Genomic DNA, 17,679 nt, shown 5'->3' on the forward strand with positions numbered 1-17,679 from the left:
GCCCCTCGCGGCATCGCCGCGAAGCGTCCTGGCCCCCATGTTACGCCAAGTGCGTGAATTACAGCGTACGCGCCACTTCGGTCACTTCGAACACTTCGAGGACGTCGCCGACCACGATATCGTTCATGTTCTTCAGCGACAGGCCGCATTCCAGGCCGGCGCGGACTTCTTTCGCATCGTCCTTGAAGCGCTTGAGCGAGTCGATCTCGCCGGTCCACACGACGATGTTGTTGCGCAGCAGGCGAACCGAGGACGAACGCTTGACCACGCCATCGGTGACCAGGCAACCCGCGATCGCGCCCACTTTCGAGACCAGGATGACCTGGCGAATCTCGACCTGGCCGGTGATGGTTTCGCGCTTCTCCGGCGCCAGCATGCCCGACAGTGCGGTGCGGACTTCGTCGATCGCATCGTAAATGATGCTGTAGTAGCGAATGTCCACGCCGTTGGCTTCGGCCAGCTTGCGGGCCTGGGCGTCGGCACGGGCGTTGAAGCCGATGATGACGGCCTTCGAGGCCACTGCCAGGTTGACGTCCGACTCGGTGATGCCGCCGACCGCCGCATGGACGACCTGCACGCGCACTTCCGAAGTCGACAGCTTCTGCAGCGAACCGACCAGCGCTTCCTGCGAACCCTGCACGTCGGTCTTGACGATGAGCGGCAGGTTCTTGACTTCGCCTTCGGCCATCTGGTCGAACATGTTCTCCAGCTTGGCGGCCTGCTGCTTGGCCAGCTTGACGTCGCGGAACTTACCTTGACGGAACAGGGCGATTTCACGCGCCTTGCGCTCGTCGGCCATGACCATGACTTCCTCGCCGGCGCTCGGCACTTCGGTCAGGCCCTGGATCTCGACCGGGATCGATGGACCCGCGGTGGTAACCGGCTTGCCGTTTTCGTCGAGCATGGCGCGGACGCGGCCGAACGAGGAACCTGCCAGCACGACGTCGCCGCGCTTGAGGGTACCCGACTGCACCAGGATCGTCGCGACCGGGCCCTTGCCCTTGTCCAGACGGGCTTCGACCACCAGGCCGCGTGCCGGCGCTTCGGTCGGGGCTTTGAGTTCGAGCACTTCGGCCTGCAGCAGCACCTGCTCCAGCAGGTCGTCGATACCGGTACCGACCTTGGCCGAGACCGGCACGAATGGCGATTCGCCACCGTATTCTTCCGGCACCACGCCTTCGGTGACCAGTTCCTGCGTCACGCGGTCGGTGTTCGCGCCCGGCTTGTCGATCTTGTTGATCGCCACCACCAGCGGCACGCCGGCCGCTTTTGCGTGGGCAATCGCTTCCTTCGTCTGCGGCATCACGCCGTCGTCCGCCGCCACCACCAGGATGACGATGTCGGTGGCCTTGGCGCCGCGGGCACGCATGGCGGTGAACGCCTCGTGGCCCGGGGTATCCAGGAAGGTGATCATGCCGCGCGGGGTGTCCACGTGGTATGCACCGATGTGCTGGGTAATGCCGCCGGCTTCGCCCGACGCCACCTTCGCACGGCGGATGTAGTCCAGCAGCGAGGTTTTACCGTGGTCGACGTGACCCATGACGGTCACCACCGGCGCGCGCGAGGTCTGCTCGAACTCGGCGTGCTCGCCCTGGTCGGCCAGCAGCGCTTCCGGATCGTCCTCGGCAGCGGCAAATGCCTTGTGGCCCATTTCTTCCACGAGAATCATCGCGGTTTCCTGGTCCAGCACCTGGTTGATGGTACACATCTGGCCCAGCTTCATCAGCTGCTTGATGACTTCCGATGCCTTGACGGCCATCTTGTGCGCCAGTTCGGCGACCGTGATGGTCTCCGGCACGTGGACGTCCTTGACGATGGCTTCGGTCGGGGCCTGGAAATTGGTCTCGCGGTCGTCGCCATGCGAACGGCGGCCACCACTGCGGCCACCGCTGCGCCAGCCGTCGCGGCCGGTGGAAGCTGGTGCGCCACGGCCTTTCGGGCCGCTCGGTGCGCCGCGCTTCTTGGCGTCGTCCGACCAGGTCGAGGAGACATTGGCCGACTTGATCGACTTCTTGTCGCCCGGCTTCTTGTCGCCCGGCTTGGCGTCGCCCGGCTTCTTGTCGGCCGATACGGCAGGCTTGTGCAGGGTACCGGCTGGCACCGCCGGCGCGGCCGGCTTGGCAACCGGCTCCGGCGCCTTGATGACGCGGCGCGGCTGGCTCATCATGAGCTTGATCTGGGCGACTTCGTCGGCCACGGCCTTGCGTGCCTTCTCGGTCGCGGCGGCACGTTCGGCCGCCTCGCGGGTGGCTTCCTCGGAACGCTTCTTCGCTTCGATGGCGGCGGCTTGCGCCTTCTCGTCGGCAGCGCCACTGGCGGCGGTGGCCGCGGCAGCGTTGGCGGCAGCCTGGGCGGCGGCATCGCGCTTGGCCTGCTCGGCCGCTTCGCGCTTGGCTTCCTCGGCGGCGACCTTGGCCTGGGCGGCTTCTTCCGCTTCGAGCTTGGCCAGGCGGTCCTGCTTCTCACGCAGGTCCGCTTCCTGGCGGGCGATCAGCTCGTTCTGGCGGCGCGCGTCTTCTTCGCGGCGCGCCAGTTCGGCAGCGTCGATCACCGGTTCGGCTTCCACTTTCGGCGCCGGCGCCGGATCGTCGCGCTGGACGAAGGTGCGCTTCTTGCGCACTTCCACCTGGATGGTGCGCGATTTTCCGCTGGAGTCGGCCTGCTTGATCTCGGTCGTTTCCTTGCGGGTTACCGTGATCTTTTTCTTTTCGGTCGGTTCCGCCGCGCCGTGGGTACGGCGCAGGTGGTTCAGCAGCTTGTCCTTATCATCCTTTGACAAGGGATCTGACGTCGAACTTTTTTCGACGCCGGCCGAGCGCAGCTGCGTCAGCAGCAGGTCTGCAGGCATCTTCAGTTCGGTGGCAAATTGGGCTACGTTGTTACTCGCCATTCAGTCCTCTTTTCTATGTGTCGCGGAGATGATAAAGATTTGCAAATTACGCCTTGGCCGTTTCTGCCAGGCTCCAGGCTTTCGCCTGCAGCGCCTTGGCGCGGTCATCGTATTTACTGTCGACCAGCTTCATCTCATCGTCGGTCACATCATTAAATTCATTCTTGATCAGTTCACCGGCACGCTCCGACGACAGGGCCAGGATGGCGCCGAATTCGTCATAGGCGAGTGCCGAAAATGCTTCGACCGTCTTGATGCCGGCCAGGCCAAGCTTGCCGGCGGTGGTACGGTCCATGCCTTCGAGGTTGACCAGTGCTTCTTCCATGCCTTCCAGGCCTTCTTCGGAAGCAATGGCCTCGGTCACCAGCGCGTCACGGGCACGGGTACGCAGCTCGTTGACCGTGTCTTCGTCGAAGGACTCGATCTCCAGCATTTCGGAAATCGGCACGTAGGCGATTTCTTCCAGGCTGGCAAAGCCCTCTTCCACCAGGATGTCGGCCACTTCCTGGTCAACGTCCAGCTTTTCCATGAACAGCGTGCGGATCGCGGCTGTTTCTTGCGCCACCTTGTTGGCCGATTCCTCGGCCGTCATGATGTTGATCTTCCAGCCGGTCAGTTCCGACGCCAGGCGCACGTTCTGGCCCGAACGGCCGATCGCGATGGCCAGGTTCTCTTCGTCGACCACGACGTCCATCGCATGCTTTTCTTCGTCGACCATGATCGACGAGACATTCGCCGGCGCCAGGGCGCCGATCACGAACTGGGCCGGATCGTCCGACCACAGCACGATGTCCACGCGCTCGCCGCCCAGTTCACCGGTGACTGCCTGCACGCGCGAACCGCGCATGCCGACGCAGGTGCCGATCGGGTCGATGCGCTTGTCGCTGGTGAAGACCGCGATCTTGGCGCGCACGCCGGCGTCGCGGGCAGCCGATTTGATCTGCAGGAGGCCCTGCTCGATTTCCGGCACTTCCAGTTCGAACAGCTTCATGATGAAGTCCGGCGCGGTACGCGACAGGATCACCTGCGGGCCACGCATGTTGCGGTCCACGCGCAGGATGAAGGCACGCACGCGGTCGCCGATACGCAGGTTCTCTTTCGGGATCATCTGGTCGCGCGGCAGGCGCGCTTCGATCTTGCCCGACTCGACGATCGCGTCGCCGCGTTCCATGCGCTTGATGGTGCCGGTGACCAGCGAATCGCCGCGCTCGAGGAAGTCTTGCAGGATCTGCTCGCGCTCGGCATCGCGCACGCGCTGCAGGACGACCTGCTTGGTGTCCTGGGCAAAGCGGCGGCCGAACTCGACCGACTCGATCGGGTCTTCGATGTATTCGTCGACTTCGATGTCAGGGATCTGTTCCATGGCTTCGAAGTGCAGGATTTCCTGGTCGGGCAGCTGCAGGCCGGCTTCGTTGGGCACGACGTGCCAGCGGCGGAAGGTCTCGAATTCGCCGGTCTCGCGATCGATTGCCACGCGAATATCGACCTCGCCTTCATAGCGTTTTTTGGTGGCTTGCGCGAGCGCGAACTCGAGCGCTCCGAAAACCACTTCTTTATCGACGTTCTTTTCGCGCGCAAGCGCATCCACCAGCAACAAAATTTCGCGACTCATGCTTTGCGACTCCTAAAATCCACCTGCGGCACCAAACGTGCCTTGTCCAATTCGGCCAGCGTAAATTCCAACAACGCTGCGCCATCTTTATTTTCAATTTCCAAACCGACCTTGTCGTTCTCGACGCCGCGCAGGATCCCGGTAAAGGTCTTGCGATTCTGGGTACCCGGCATCGCGACGCGCAGCTTGACCGTGCACTCATGCCCGGCAAAGCGCGCAAAGTCGGCGAGGGTCCGCACCGGGCGATCAAGGCCCGGCGACGAAATTTCCAACCGTTCGTAGTCCACGTTCTCGACGGTGAACACGTGCGACAACTGGTGGCTCACCGTGGCGCAGTCCTCGACCGTGATCGGGCCCTTCTCTTCCACGGCGTCTGCCGGGAAATCGATATACACGCGCAGGATGCCGCGCTCGCCGCGTTCGACGTCAACAAGTTCGTAACCGAGGCTGGCGACTGTCTTGGCGATTAAATCAAACTGCTGCACGGCACTTCTCCAGGGCGTTAAAACGATTTACCAAAAAAAAAATGGGCATCTGCCCATCTTTTGTATTTGCAACCCAACCAGATGAAAGCACTTGCACCAAGAAAATAATGGGAAGAACTTCGATTAGGCTGCAAATTATACAGCTTTACTGCTCCTCCCGCAATCACCCGACAAGGAGTGCCTTGAGGAATAGAGCAAAAAGCAACAGTTGGCAGGGTGACCACATCGGGGCCTGCGTCGCATTTTACGGCATTGCGAAATCGTGTGCCCGGCGGCGCAAAACAAATTGCGCCACCAAGACATTGTTTCGCGATTAGCCGCGCTTGCCGCGGCGCGGCAACCCGTGCTCGGAACCGCGCGGACCCTGGCCGCCGCGGCGCCCGCCGCCACCCGATCCGGCAAAGCCGAAGGTGGTCTGCAGCGGATCGGGCTGCTTCGGACGGCTGCTGCCGCGCTGCTGGGCCGCACCGAAGCTGCCCGGCTTGCCGCCGCCCTTGCCGCCCTGGCCACCGCCTTGCGGACGGCCGCCCTGGCCGCGCCCGGCCGGCACCACGCCCGGCAGCGCCGGACGGCTGGAGCCCACGCGCGCCGCCTGCGGGCCGAACGGGTCGACATTGCGGTTGGCGTCGGCGCGGTCGATGCGGTTGCCGTCGCTGCGGCGCGCTTCGTCGCCGCGCGGGCCGGCCTGCGGCTTGCCGCCGCGGCCCTTGCCCTGCTCGGGAGCGGCGCCCTTCTTCTCGACGCCGAAGGCGGTCATCAGCGAGCGCACGTCGTTTTCTTCCAGCTCTTCCCAGCGGCCGCGCTTGAGGGCGGTCGGCAGGGTCATGGCGCCGTAGCGGGTACGGATCAGGCGCGAGACGGTCAGGCCGACCGCCTCGAACATGCGGCGTACTTCGCGGTTGCGGCCTTCGCCGATGACCACGCGGTACCACTTGTTGATGCCTTCGCCGCCGCCGTCTTGGATCTTCGAGAACGACGCCAGGCCGTCATCGAGCTCGACGCCCGCCAGCAGCTTCTGGCGCATGCCTTCTTCCAGCTCGCCCAGGGTGCGCACCGCGTATTCGCGGTCGATGTTGTAGCGCGGGTGCATCAGGCGATTCGCGAGGTCGCCCGAGGTCGTGAACAGCAGCAGGCCTTCGGTATTGAAGTCGAGGCGGCCCACGGCCAGCCACTTGCCGGTCTTCATGGTCGGCAGGCGGTCGAACACCGATGGACGGCCTTCCGGATCGTCGTGGCTGACGATCTCGCCGGCCGGCTTGTGGTAGACCAGCACGCGCGGCGGCTTGCTGGTGTTCACGCGGCGCTGGATGAGTTTACCGTTGATGCGCACGGCGTCGGTCGGCAGGATGCGCTGGCCGATGTGGGCCGGTTCGCCGTTGACCGACACGCGGCCGGCAACGATCAGGTCTTCCATGTCGCGGCGCGAACCCAGACCGGCTTCGGCCAGCACCTTGTGCAGTTTCGGCGCGTCGTCGTCCGAGGTCAGGTCGCGGCGTACGGCTTTGGCCGGGGCTTGCCCGCGGCCGCCTTCGCTGGTGTCGAAATCGTCCGAGGTGACGAAGGAGAACACGGCGTCGGCGTCGCTCGATGGCGCACCCGGCTTGCCGCCCTTGCCCTGCTGGGGACGGCCCTGGCCCTTGCCTTGCGGCTTGCCCTGGCGCCCGGCCTGCTGCTGGCCCGGCCCGGTCGGCTGGCCGCGCTTGCCCGGCTTTTGCCCGTTGCGGCCGCGCCCTTCGCGCTGGCCCTGTGGCTGCTCGCCGTCGGCCGGTGCTTCGCCGGATGCGCTCTGGGCCTCGACCGCCGGCGCGCTCTCGAGCTGGCGCAGTTCGCGTTCCTGGCGCTTTTCGCGCATCTGGCGCGGGCCGCGCGGCTTGCGCTCGCCCTGGGCGCTGTCGGCTTGCGGCGCGGCGGCCGGCGCGGCTGATGGCGTTTCGGCAGGCTGGACGTCGGCTGCGGCGGCGCGCGCGGCGCGCGCCTTCGGCGGCTTGGCCGGCTTGACGGCCGGCGCCTCCGCTACGGCGTCGGCCGGGGCGGCGCCCTCGGCGACGACCGCTTTGCGGGTGCGCTTGGGCTTGGCCGCCGCTTCCGGCGCGGCTGCCGCGGCGCCCTCGGGGGCGGCTGCGGCCGCCGGCTTGCGGGTGCGTTTCGGCTTGGCGGCGGCGCCTTCGCCTGCCTCGGCAGGGATGGTCTGGTTCGGTTCAGTTGGGTTCATCGTTCGACTCTTTATTGTGCTGACCTGGCCCAGCGGCTGCCGCCGTTTCGCGGTCAAAAATCGGGACTTCGACCGGCGCCGCATCGTTCTGCGCGCCCGTCTCCGCATCCAGCTCGGGGTGGTGCTCGGTAGGTGTTTCGTCGGCGTCCGCTTGCGCGTGCGCCCTGTCAAAATTGTCGTTCAAGGCCGCTTCCAGCGCCTCGAGGCTGCGGCTGTCCGGCCCGTCCGCGACCGCCTGCAGCGGCGGCAGCTGCGACAGCGAAGCCAGGCCCAGGTCGTCGAGGAACTGCTTGGTGGTGCCCAGCAGCGCGGGGCGTCCCACCACTTCGCGGTGGCCCAGCACGTCGATCCAGCCGCGGTCTTCCAGCATCTTGATCGTCTGCGAGTTCACCGCGACGCCGCGGATTTCCTCGATGTCGCCGCGCGTGACCGGCTGGCGGTAGGCGATGATCGCCAGGGTTTCCAGCGTGGCGCGCGAATACTTCGGCGGCTTCTCGGGCGACAGGCGGTCGAGATAGGGCTTCATCTCGGGCCGGCTCTGGAAGCGCCAGCCGGAGGCGAGGCTGACGACTTCGATGCCGCGTCCCTGCCAGTCCTGGCGCAATTCTTCCAGCAAAATCTTGATCGTGTCGGACCCGACGCCGGCATTGAGTTGGCGTCCGCCCGCGTCGACCTCGGCGAACAGCTTCTTCATGCCGTGGATCGTCATTGGCTCGCGCGCACACAGCAGGGCGGTCTCGAGGACCCGTTTGGCCTCGTCAGTATTCATGTCGCGGTGTCGTCACGCTTCGAATGCAAGAAAAATCAAAAAATGAGAGCCAATCCGGGTTATCACCACGGCTGCGAGCCGCCGGCTGGAACAGCCGCGGTGCAAAGCTACTGCGCGTAAAAAAACTGGAATCCTGGGGCCCGGGCTGGACGCGACGGGCCGGCAAAGGTGGCAGGCTTGGCGCCCGCCACGGCTGCCCGCTTGCCAGGCGGGCGGATAGCTGTCGGCCTTTCGGCCAAAACACAACTCGCGCATTACCTGGGGCAGAGCGGGAAGGCCAGGCTTCCCGGCGCTCGGCACGAGCGATCAAGGCGAGTGAATCACCGCGTTTACGGCAATTGGCGGCCATTGTAACCGATAAAACCGGCCAACGGACAAGCCCACGGCGGCGCGCCGTGTAGGATTCGCCTTAATTTGAATACTTAGGCCGCGGCCGACAGTTTTTCCGACAGCATCGCCGATACGCCGACAAAGGCCGGATAGTCGGCCGTGATCACATAGGTCGGGATCTGCGCCATGTAGCCGGAAAAGCGTCCGCGCTGCTCGAAGCGGCTGCGGAAGGAAGAATCGACGAAGCGCTGTCCCAGGCGCGGCACGATGCCCCCGCCGATATACACGCCGCCCTGCGCGCCCAGCGTAATGGCCAGGTTGCCGGCGGCGGTGCCGAGCATGCCGCAGAAGGTTTCCAGCACCTGGTCGCACAGCGCGCATTCGCCGCTCAGGGCGCGGCGCGAGATTTCCGGCGCGCCCAGGCTTTCGCCGGGGCGGCCGGCGCGGTCGAGCAGTGCACGGTAGATCAGTTCCACGCCGGCGCCCGACAGCAGGCGTTCGCTCGAGACGTGCTCGAATTCGCGCCAGGCGTATTGCAGGATCGCGACTTCCATCTCGTTGACGGGCGAAAAGCTCACGTGCCCGCCTTCGCTGCGCAGCGCGGTCCAGCCGGGCTTGCCGTTGGTGGCGGGGATCAGGCCCGAGACGCCCAGGCCGGTGCCGGCGCCGAGCAGTCCGATGGCCGCATCCTGTTCCGGCACGCCGCCGCCCACCTGCCGCTTCTGGCCGCCCAGGTGCGGCAGGGAACGCGCCAGCGCCGAAAAATCGTTCACCACCAGCAGCGTGTCGAACCCGCATTCCTGGCGCAGGGCTTCGATCGAGAAGGCCCAGTGGTGGTTGGTCATACGCACCTGGTCGCCGGCGACCGGGTTGGCGATCGCGATGGCCGCGTGGCGGATGCCGCCGTGCAAGGCAGCCACTTGCGGCAGCGCCAGGTAGGCGCGGATGGCGTCGGCCAGCGTGGCATGCTCATTACAGGACAACACGTCGATCGCGTCGAAACGCCCCGGGGCGCTCTCCAGCGCGAAACGGGCGTTGGTGCCGCCGATATCGGCGAGCAGGCGCGCGCCGCCGGCGTGGACTGGCGTCAGGGAGGCAGGGCTGGAAGGGAATGCGGTCATTGCAGAAAATCAGGATGCGATGACCCGAGCTTACTAAACTTTGTAGCGCAATTACAAGTTATTTCTGTAGTTTAGGTACATGTACGTCGCATTCGTGCTCCCTGTGCAGCGCAGCATGACAAGCGCAGAAGTAGTCGGACTACCTGATCAGCATGGCGCAGGGTCTGCGTCGGGATGCTCCAGCACCTTGCCGTGGTGGGCATGCCAGGCGTCCAGCCCGCCTTGCAGGGGCCGCGCGCGGTGGAAGCCATTGGCCAGGAACTGCTGCGCTACCTGGGCCGCCGTCACATCGCCCGGGCAGCTGCAATACACGACGATGTGGCGGTCCTTGTCGAGGGTGGCCATCAGCTGGCCGGGAGCGCAGGAGTGGAATACCAGGGCGCCGGGGATCGCCGCCTCGAGTTCCTGGGCGGTGAGGCTGCGGGCGTCGATAATCAGCGGATCGTGCCCGCCGTCGATCAGGGCCTTGAGTTCCAGCATGTCGATGCGCGGCACCGCCACCCGCGCACGGTGGCGGCGGCGCTCGACGAACTTGGCGCCGATGAACAGGGCCAGCAGCACGGCCAGCACCGACAGCGCGGTGCCGCCCATGGTCTCCAGCAGGCCGAGCAGGCCTTCGACGCTGTCGTTAAACAGGATGCCGAGCAGGATGCCGGTGCCGCTCCACAGCATGGCCCCGGTCACCGCAAAGGCCAGGAAGGGACACGCGCGGGTGCCGATGGCGCCCGACAGGGGCGCGGCGATGGTATTGAAGCCGGGGATGAATTTCGACACCAGCAGCGACTTGACGCCGAAGCGGCGGAAGCGGTCTTCGGTCTGGTTGACGCAGGAATCGGGAGACAGCGAGATCTTGCACAGCAATCGCAGCACGCGCTTGCCGTAGAAGCGCCCGGCGCGGAACCAGAACACGTCGCAGATCAGGCAGGCCAGCATGGCGGCCAGCAGGCAGAGCACTGCGCTGACCCGGGCGTCGGCCGACAGGGCGCCCGCCACGACCAGGACGGGAAAGGCAGGAATCGGCAGGCCGAACTGCTCGACAAGGACGATGCCGAACACGATCAGCACACCGTAGGTCTGGAGCAGGTCGATTAGCTGGGGCATCGCATTAGTTTATCTGAATTCCGTGCCCTGCGCCGACCGCCCTGCCCTTCACAATGACGGATTGACGAGGTCCCCGCGCGGTATCGCCGACAGCAGCGTGCGGGTGTAGGCATTCTGCGGATTGCGGTACAACTCGTCCGAATCGGCCATCTCGACCACGCTCCCCTGGTGCATCACCATTACCTGGTCGGCGATGTACTTCACCACCGCCAGGTCGTGCGAGATGAAGATATAGCTCATCTTGTATTCGTCCTGCAGGTCCTGCAGCAGGTTCAGGACCTGGGCCTGCACCGAGACGTCGAGCGCCGACACCGACTCGTCGCAGACCAGGATCTCCGGCTTCATCGTGAGGCAGCGCGCGATCGCGATGCGCTGGCGCTGGCCGCCGGAGAACTCGTGCGGATAGCGGTGGATCGCCTGTTCGGGCAGGCCGACGCGCTTGAGCAAGGCATGGGCCGTCGCGATGCGCTCGCCGTCGTTGGCCCCGATGCGATGGATGCGCATCGGCTCGAGCAGGATCTGCCCGACCGTAAAGCGCGGATTGAGCGAGGCATACGGGTTCTGGAAGACGATCTGGATGCGCCGCTTGTAGCTTTGATACTCGCGGTCCGGCATTGCCAGCAGGTCGCGCCCCTCGAACAGCGCGCTGCCGCCGGTGGCGCGGTGCAGGCGCAGCAGGGTCAGGCCGACCGTGGTCTTGCCCGAGCCGGATTCGCCGACCACGCCCAGGGTCTTGCCGCGCGCCAGCGTGAACGACACATCCTTCACCGCCTTGAACTCGCGCTTCTTGAACAAGCCGTCGCGCAGGTAGAAGCTCTTGGCGAGGTTCCGGACCACCAGCAGCGGCTCGTCGCCGGGCGCGCTGCCGCGCATGCGCTGCGGCAGCGCGATGGGCGCCGGTCCCGCGCCGAGGTAGTCGTCGATGACGGGCAGGCGCAGCGGACGCTCGTCGAGCCTGGGGCGGCAATGCAGCAGCGCGCGGGTGTAGGCGTCGCGTGGCGCGCCGAATACCTGGGCGGCCGTGCCCTCTTCCCGCACCTCGCCATGGCGCATCACGATCACGCGGTCGGCGATCTCGCCCACCAGGGCCAGGTCGTGGGTAATGAACAGCACCGACATCCGGTGCTTCTGCTGCAGCTGCTGGATCAGCTCGACGATCTGCTTCTGGATCGTGACGTCGAGCGCCGTGGTGGGCTCGTCGGCGATCAGTAGCTTGGGCTCGCAGGCGATCGCCATCGCGATCATTACCCGCTGCTGCTGGCCGCCGGACATCTGGCCGGGATAGGCGTCGATCTTTGCCGCAGGGTCGGGAATGCCCACTTCCACCAGCAGCTCGAGCGTGCGCGCCCGCGCCTGTTTGCCATTCATGCCCATGTGCCGGCGCAGCACCTCGCCGATCTGGTAGCCCACCGTGAACACGGGATTGAGCGACGACATCGGCTCCTGGAAGATCATCGCGATCTCCTTGCCGCACAAGCTGCGCCGCTCCTTGCGCGGCAGGTCGAACAGCGCGCGGCCGTCGAAGAGTACGCGCGAAGCGGGATCGACGACGGTGGTGTCGATCGGCAGCAGGCCCATGACGGCCAGCGAGCTGACCGACTTGCCGCTGCCCGATTCGCCTACCAGCGCCACGGTGCTGTTGCGCGGTACGTCGAAGGAGATGCCCTTGACCGCTTCGACGCTGTGCTGCTTGTCGGTGCGGAAGGCGATGCGCAAGTCGCGCACCTGCAGCAGGATGTCGGGATCGATGGCGCTCATTTGAGTTTCGGGTCCAGTGCGTCGCGCAGCGCGTCGGCAAACAGCGAAAAGGCCGTCACCAGCAGCGCCATCGCGCCAGCTGCCGCCGCCAGTTGCCACCACTTGCCGAGGATGAGTTCATTCTGCGCTTCATTGAGCATGCTGCCCCAGGACACGGTGCCGACCGGCACCCCGAAGCCCAGGAAGGACAGGATCACCTCGGCCTTGATGAAGCCCACCACCAGGATCGACATCTGCACCAGGGCCACGTGCGAGACGTTCGGCAAAATGTGGCTGAACATCCGGCGCCAGCTAGAGGCCCCGATGGCATCGGCCGCCATCACGTATTCGCGCGCCTTGTGCTTGATGTATTCCGCGCGCATCAGGCGGTAAGGCCCGGTCCAGCCGGTCAGGCCCAGGATCAGCACGATGGTCATGACGCCTTTTTGCTGCAGCACCGCGGCCACGGTCAGGATCATCAGGATCGAGGGAATCGAGGTGAAGATGCTGTAGAACCAGTTGAACAGGTCGTCCACGATCCCGCCATAAAAGCCCGACAGCGCGCCGAACAGGGTGCCCAGGCTGACCGCCACCAGCGCCGCCACCAGGCCGACCACGATCGAGGTCTCGCCGCCCTTGATGGTCTTCTTAATGACGTCATGGCCCCATTTGTCGGCGCCGAACGGCAGGGTCAGGGCCTTCGGGCGCGGCGCATCGGCGGCGGCCAGCTTCGCCTTGAGTTCGGCCAGCTCCGCGGCCAGCGGGTCGAAGGCATTCGGCGGCGTCGGGCGCGGCTGCGCGGCCGCGGCCAGCGCGCGCGTGCCCGCGTCCGCCCCGATGAAGGATGGCGGCGCATAGTTCACGGCGACTTCTTCTTCCCAGTCGCCCGCGACCAGGCCTGTTGCGGACAGCAGCAGCATCAGCAGGAAGCCGGCGACGACGGCCAGCGCGCCCATGGCGATGCGGTCGGCGCGCAGGCGGCGCCAGGCCAGCGCCCACAGGCCGGGCGAACCGCGGGCCGGTCCTGCGAGCTGGCTTGCCGTCGCCCTCATGTCAGGCGCACCCGTGGGTCGACCGCCTGGTAGAGCAGGTCGGCGAGCAGGTTGAACACCATGGTGGCCGCGGCCACGTAGACCGTGATCGCCTTGATCACGGGGAAGTCGCTGCGCTCGACGGCCAGGATGACTTCGCGCCCGATGCCGGGAATGCCGAAGAAGCGCTCGAGCAGGAAGGCGCCGATCAGGAGCGCCGGCAGGTTGGCCATGACGTGGGTGATGATCGGGATCGCCGCATTGCGCAGCACATGTACCCAGACGATGCGCCGCTCGCTCAGGCCCTTGGCGCGCGCGGTACGCACATAGTCCTGCCCTGCTTCGTCGAGCACGAAGCTGCGGTACAGGCGCAGGGTCGGCGCGATCGACACCGCCAGCCCGATGATGATGGGCAGCAGCGCGTAGCGCAGCAGGTTCTCGCCCAGGCTATTGCCCCAGCCCTGCACCGGGAACAGGCCCAGCTTGTAGGCAAAGACGTACTGGAACACGATGATGTAGACCAGGATCGAGACCGACATGCCGACCGTGCAGGCCACCATCACGGCGCGGTCGGTCAGCGAGCCGCGCACGAATGCAATGGCCAGGGCCAGCGCGATGCCGAACAGGGTTTCCAGGATGGTCAGCGGCACCAGCACCGTGAGCGAGGGGCCGAGACGGCTGGCAATGATCCGGGACACCGGTTCGCCCGTACTCCACGCATTGCCGAAGTCAAAAGTCAGGATCTGCTGAATGAAGATCCACAGCTGGACGGTATATGGCTGGTCGGTGCCGAGCTGGCGCCGGATGTTCTCGATGGCGCCGGCATCGGCCATTTTCCCGGCCAGCAGGTAGGCCGGATCGCCGCCGACCCAGTTGAACAGCACGAACACCAGCAGCACCACCCCAAGCATGGTGGGCAGCATCTGCCACAGCCGCCGCAGGATAAAACTCAGCATAGGTTTCCTGGAGGTCCGAAAGATCGGCGCCGGTCACGCGCCGCCGGGGCCGCCCGCAGGCGGCCGAAGAGGCGTAACGATAGCGCATATTCCGCCGGGTTGACAGGTAGCTATTACGCTACAGGGCTATTCCTTTTTGTTTCCCGTCCATAACGCCAAATCGCATCTTTGTAAATATCTTTCGACAATAGTTGTATTTATATCTTGTACATATATTCCAATTGACAACGTATGTACCTCAATGTTTTTATTGCCGAGTAGTAAAAGATGCCGTTTTTATATTTTGAACGGTAACGTGATCGAAGCATCTCTGCGGACGTCGTCAAAAAAAGAGCCGCGGAGCTTACCTGGGAATTTCGACATGATGGTTGAAACAGTAATATCTCGTTCGGTTCGATTGATGTTCGCAGGCGGCATGGCATTCGCCGCATCCGCGTATGCGCAGGAAGCGCAGCAAGCCCCGGCCGAAGGCCAGAACCTGCAACGCGTGGAAGTGACCGGTTCGCGCATCGCGACCGCCAACCTGGAAAGCGTCAGCCCGGTCACCGTGGTCGGCGCCAAGGACATCAAGCTCGAAGGTACGCGCTCGGTGGAAAACCTGCTGAACAACCTGCCCCAGGTGTTCGCCGACCAGGGCGGCTCGATCTCGAACGGCTCGTCCGGTACCGCAACGGTCAACCTGCGCAACTTCGGCGCCGACCGCACCCTGGTGCTGGTCAACGGCCGGCGCCTGCCGGCAGGCTCGCCGCGCAATACCGCAGCCGACCTGAACCAGATTCCGGCAGCGCTGATCAAGCGCGTCGAAGTGCTGACCGGCGGCGCCTCGGCCATCTACGGCTCGGACGCGGTCGCAGGCGTCGTCAACTTCATCATGAACGACAATTTCCAGGGCGTGCAACTGGAAACCAACTACGCTTTCTACAACCACCAGCAAAACGGTGCATGGCCGCCGACGCGGCACGCCGCCGCAATTTCCCGGTGCCGGACGACAAGGGTGCCGACGGCAAGATCAAGGATGCCAACCTGCTGCTGGGTGGTAACTTCGCCGACGGCCGCGGCAATGCCGTCGCCTTCTTCGGCTACAAGAAGGAAGACGCGCTGCTGCAATCGGAGCGCGACTTCACTTCTTGCTCGCTGGACGGCTTCAGCTCGGGCAACACCTTCAACTGCGGCGGTTCGGGCACCAGCTTCCCGGGCCGCTTCTTCACCGACGCCGGCCAGCGCACCGTCGCCGACGCAAGCGGCAATACCCGTCCCTACGTCGCCGCCACCGACCAGTACAACTACGGCCCGCTGAACTATTTCCGCCGTCCGTCGGAGCGCTATACCTTCAGCAGCTTCACCCACTACGACGTCAATGAAAAGGTCCGCCTGTACACCGAGGCGAGCTTCCACGACGACCGCACCGTGGCCCAGATCGCGCCTTCCGGCCTGTTCGGCTTCGACGCCTCGGGCGCCAACGCGATCCGCTTCGAGAACCCCTTCCTGTCGCCGGCCTGGCGCCGCGACCTGGGCCTGACCGGCCCCGGCGACACCGCCGACGCCATCATCTTCCGCCGCAACGTGGAAGGCGGCGGCCGCCAGGACGACCAGCGCCACACCTCCTACCGCGGCGTGATCGGCCTGAAGGGCGACATCGGCAACTGGAGCTACGACGCGTTCGCGCAAGTGGGCAAGGTGCTATACTCGGAAACCTACTTCAACGACTTCTCGAACCAGCGCATCGGCCGCGCACTGAACGTGGTGGCGGGCCCGGGCGGCGTGCCGACCTGCCAGAGCGTGATCGACGGCACCGACACCAACTGCGTGCCGTACAACATCTGGGCTCTGGGCCAGGTCACTCCGGAAGCACTGAAATACCTGCAGACCCCGGGCTTCCAGAAAGGCAGCACCTCGCAGACCGTGCAAGGCATCAACCTGTCGAGCGACCTGGGCGAGTACGGCATCAAGCTGCCGACCACCACCCGCGGCATCGGCGTCGCTTTCGGTTGGGAACACCGTACCGAAAAGCTCGACCTGGCCACCGACACCGCCTTCGAGACCGGCGACCTGGCCGGCCAGGGCGGCCCGACCCTGGGCGTGGCGGGCCAGTTCAGCGTGCGCGACTACTACGCCGAAGCCCGCATCCCGGTGCTGGAAAAGATGCCGTTCGCCGATTCGCTGACCATGAACGCGTCCTACCGCAAGTCGGACTACTCGACCGGCCAGAAGACCAGCTCCTACGGCGCAGGCCTGGAGTGGTCGCCGGTCCAGGCTGCCAAGGTCCGCTTCAGCTACCAGCGCGCCGCGCGCGCCGCCAACGTGGTCGAGCTGTTCACGCCGCAAGGCCTGAGCCTGTTCGGCATGTCGTCCGATCCTTGCGCCGGCGCCACCCCGTCGGCCACCCTGGCGCAGTGCGCGCTGACCGGCGTCACGGCTGCCCAGTACGGCAAGATCGAAGACAGCCCGGCGCAGCAGTACAACCAGATCAGCGGCGGCAATACCGGCCTGGCGCCTGAGAAGTCGGATTCGTACACGCTCGGCCTGGTGCTGACCCCGATGCGCAACCTGAGCCTGACCATCGACGCCTTCGACATGAAGGTCGAGGGCACGATCGGCGGCCTGTCGGCGTCGACCACCCTGACCCAGTGTATCCAGACGGGCGATCCGAAGTTCTGCGGCCTGATCCAGCGTGACCGCCTCGGCACCCTGTGGGCGCTCAACGCCGGCCGCATCGTCGCGACCAACCAGAACCTGGGCATCATGTCCACCAAGGGCATCGACCTGGGCGCGAACTACGGCTACAAGCTGGCTGGCTACGGCAGCGTGGACCTGTCGTACATCGGCACCTTCCTGAAGGAGTTCAAGTCGGAAGACTTCCCGGGTTCGGGCGAGTACGACTGCGCCGGCCTGCATGGCACCACCTGCGGCACCCCGCTGCCGAAGTACCGCCACAAGATCCGCGCGGTCTGGGGCACCCCATGGCAGGGCCTGGAAGTGGGCGTCACCTGGCGCCACATCCGTGGCGTGAAGCTCGACGCCACCAGCGACAACCCGCTGCTGAGCACCGAGTTCGAACCGGTCGACGAGCGCCTCGGCGCACGTAACTACCTGGACCTGGTCGGCCAGTGGGCGATGAACAAGAACCTGACCCTGCGCCTGGGCGTGAACAACGCGCTGGACAAGGACCCGCCAGTCACCGGTGTCGTCGCCGCAGTCTTCGGCAACGGCAACACCTACCCACAGGTGTACGACGCGATGGGCCGTCACGTGTTCCTGAACCTGACCGCCAAGTTCTAAACCGGCGAGTCACATGAAAACGGCGCACTCGATTGAGTGCGCCGTTTTTTTTTGGCGCTGTACCCGTTAGGTGTGGAAAATGCCCAGCGCCGCCCGCAGCAGCATATCGGGAGAAGTAATGCGCTCGCCATCGAGCGCCCAGCGCCAGCCCAGGTA

12 protein-coding genes are annotated in these 17,679 nt (G+C 65.4%); 2 read left to right on the top strand and 10 right to left on the bottom strand.

The genetic code is table 11. The features are described from left to right. Positions 1-58: 58 nt before the first annotated feature. The 10 genes from infB to AC3XQU_RS22070 all read right to left on the bottom strand — a co-directional run bounded on the left by infB (position 59) and on the right by AC3XQU_RS22070 (position 14,244). On the bottom strand, positions 59-2,890 hold the full coding sequence (infB, locus tag AC3XQU_RS22025; RefSeq protein ID WP_489876298.1) for a translation initiation factor IF-2: 2,832 nt from the start codon (positions 2,888-2,890) through the stop codon (positions 59-61). A gap of 46 nt (positions 2,891-2,936) precedes the next feature. Continuing rightward, positions 2,937-4,502 carry a transcription termination factor NusA gene (gene nusA, locus AC3XQU_RS22030; protein ID WP_489876299.1) on the bottom strand — a complete coding sequence of 522 codons (1,566 nt, stop codon included), beginning with the start codon at positions 4,500-4,502 and terminating at the stop codon, positions 2,937-2,939. Beyond that, the gene (gene rimP, locus AC3XQU_RS22035) at positions 4,499-4,987 is read right to left on the bottom strand and encodes a ribosome maturation factor RimP (RefSeq protein WP_489876300.1); all 489 of its coding nucleotides are present in this window, start codon (positions 4,985-4,987) and stop codon (positions 4,499-4,501) included. The genes nusA and rimP overlap by 4 nt, the downstream gene beginning before the upstream one ends. Before the next feature lie 313 nt (positions 4,988-5,300). Then, entirely contained in the window at positions 5,301-7,199 is a 1,899-nt protein-coding gene (rluB, locus tag AC3XQU_RS22040; RefSeq protein WP_489876301.1) for a 23S rRNA pseudouridine(2605) synthase RluB, read from the bottom strand. Continuing rightward, positions 7,186-7,968 carry an SMC-Scp complex subunit ScpB gene (gene scpB / locus AC3XQU_RS22045; RefSeq protein WP_489876302.1) on the bottom strand — a complete coding sequence of 261 codons (783 nt, stop codon included), beginning with the start codon at positions 7,966-7,968 and terminating at the stop codon, positions 7,186-7,188. The genes rluB and scpB overlap by 14 nt, the downstream gene beginning before the upstream one ends. 422 nt (positions 7,969-8,390) lie before the next feature. After that, complete coding sequence (locus AC3XQU_RS22050) at positions 8,391-9,419, bottom strand: glucokinase (protein ID WP_489876303.1); 1,029 nt, start codon at positions 9,417-9,419, stop codon at positions 8,391-8,393. A 147-nt stretch (positions 9,420-9,566) separates the two neighbouring features. Next, on the bottom strand, positions 9,567-10,520 hold the full coding sequence (locus AC3XQU_RS22055) for a rhodanese-like domain-containing protein (protein WP_489876304.1): 954 nt from the start codon (positions 10,518-10,520) through the stop codon (positions 9,567-9,569). A gap of 48 nt (positions 10,521-10,568) precedes the next feature. Next, complete coding sequence (locus AC3XQU_RS22060; RefSeq protein WP_489876305.1) at positions 10,569-12,278, bottom strand: ABC transporter ATP-binding protein; 1,710 nt, start codon at positions 12,276-12,278, stop codon at positions 10,569-10,571. Then, positions 12,275-13,309 carry an ABC transporter permease gene (locus AC3XQU_RS22065; protein WP_489876306.1) on the bottom strand — a complete coding sequence of 345 codons (1,035 nt, stop codon included), beginning with the start codon at positions 13,307-13,309 and terminating at the stop codon, positions 12,275-12,277. The genes AC3XQU_RS22060 and AC3XQU_RS22065 overlap by 4 nt, the downstream gene beginning before the upstream one ends. Then, positions 13,306-14,244 (bottom strand): ABC transporter permease, encoded by a 939-nt coding sequence (locus tag AC3XQU_RS22070; RefSeq protein ID WP_489876307.1) that lies wholly within the window; start codon positions 14,242-14,244, stop codon positions 13,306-13,308. Before AC3XQU_RS22070 ends, AC3XQU_RS22065 begins: the two co-directional genes overlap by 4 nt. 361 nt (positions 14,245-14,605) lie before the next feature. Between AC3XQU_RS22070 and AC3XQU_RS22075 the strand changes: the two genes are divergently transcribed. Together AC3XQU_RS22075 and AC3XQU_RS22080 are read left to right on the top strand one after the other, a co-directional pair. Beyond that, on the top strand, positions 14,606-15,541 hold the full coding sequence (locus AC3XQU_RS22075; RefSeq protein ID WP_489876308.1) for a TonB-dependent receptor plug domain-containing protein: 936 nt from the start codon (positions 14,606-14,608) through the stop codon (positions 15,539-15,541). Between the two features lie 110 nt (positions 15,542-15,651). Next, positions 15,652-17,523 carry a TonB-dependent receptor domain-containing protein gene (locus tag AC3XQU_RS22080; protein ID WP_489876311.1) on the top strand — a complete coding sequence of 624 codons (1,872 nt, stop codon included), beginning with the start codon at positions 15,652-15,654 and terminating at the stop codon, positions 17,521-17,523. Positions 17,524-17,679 lie beyond the last annotated feature (156 nt).

This window comes from Telluria sp. AZSoR62 (assembly GCF_058111565.1).

Coding starts and splice junctions, on each gene's coding strand:
- infB (WP_489876298.1), bottom strand. CDS start 2,890: ATGGCGAGTAACAACGTAGCCCAATTTGCCACCGAACTGAAGATGCCT.
- nusA (WP_489876299.1), bottom strand. CDS start 4,502: ATGAGTCGCGAAATTTTGTTGCTGGTGGATGCGCTTGCGCGCGAAAAG.
- rluB (WP_489876301.1), bottom strand. CDS start 7,199: ATGAACCCAACTGAACCGAACCAGACCATCCCTGCCGAGGCAGGCGAA.
- scpB (WP_489876302.1), bottom strand. CDS start 7,968: ATGAATACTGACGAGGCCAAACGGGTCCTCGAGACCGCCCTGCTGTGT.
- AC3XQU_RS22050 (WP_489876303.1), bottom strand. CDS start 9,419: ATGACCGCATTCCCTTCCAGCCCTGCCTCCCTGACGCCAGTCCACGCC.
- AC3XQU_RS22055 (WP_489876304.1), bottom strand. CDS start 10,520: ATGCCCCAGCTAATCGACCTGCTCCAGACCTACGGTGTGCTGATCGTG.
- AC3XQU_RS22060 (WP_489876305.1), bottom strand. CDS start 12,278: ATGAGCGCCATCGATCCCGACATCCTGCTGCAGGTGCGCGACTTGCGC.
- AC3XQU_RS22065 (WP_489876306.1), bottom strand. CDS start 13,309: ATGAGGGCGACGGCAAGCCAGCTCGCAGGACCGGCCCGCGGTTCGCCC.
- AC3XQU_RS22070 (WP_489876307.1), bottom strand. CDS start 14,244: ATGCTGAGTTTTATCCTGCGGCGGCTGTGGCAGATGCTGCCCACCATG.
- AC3XQU_RS22075 (WP_489876308.1), top strand. CDS start 14,606: ATGATGGTTGAAACAGTAATATCTCGTTCGGTTCGATTGATGTTCGCA.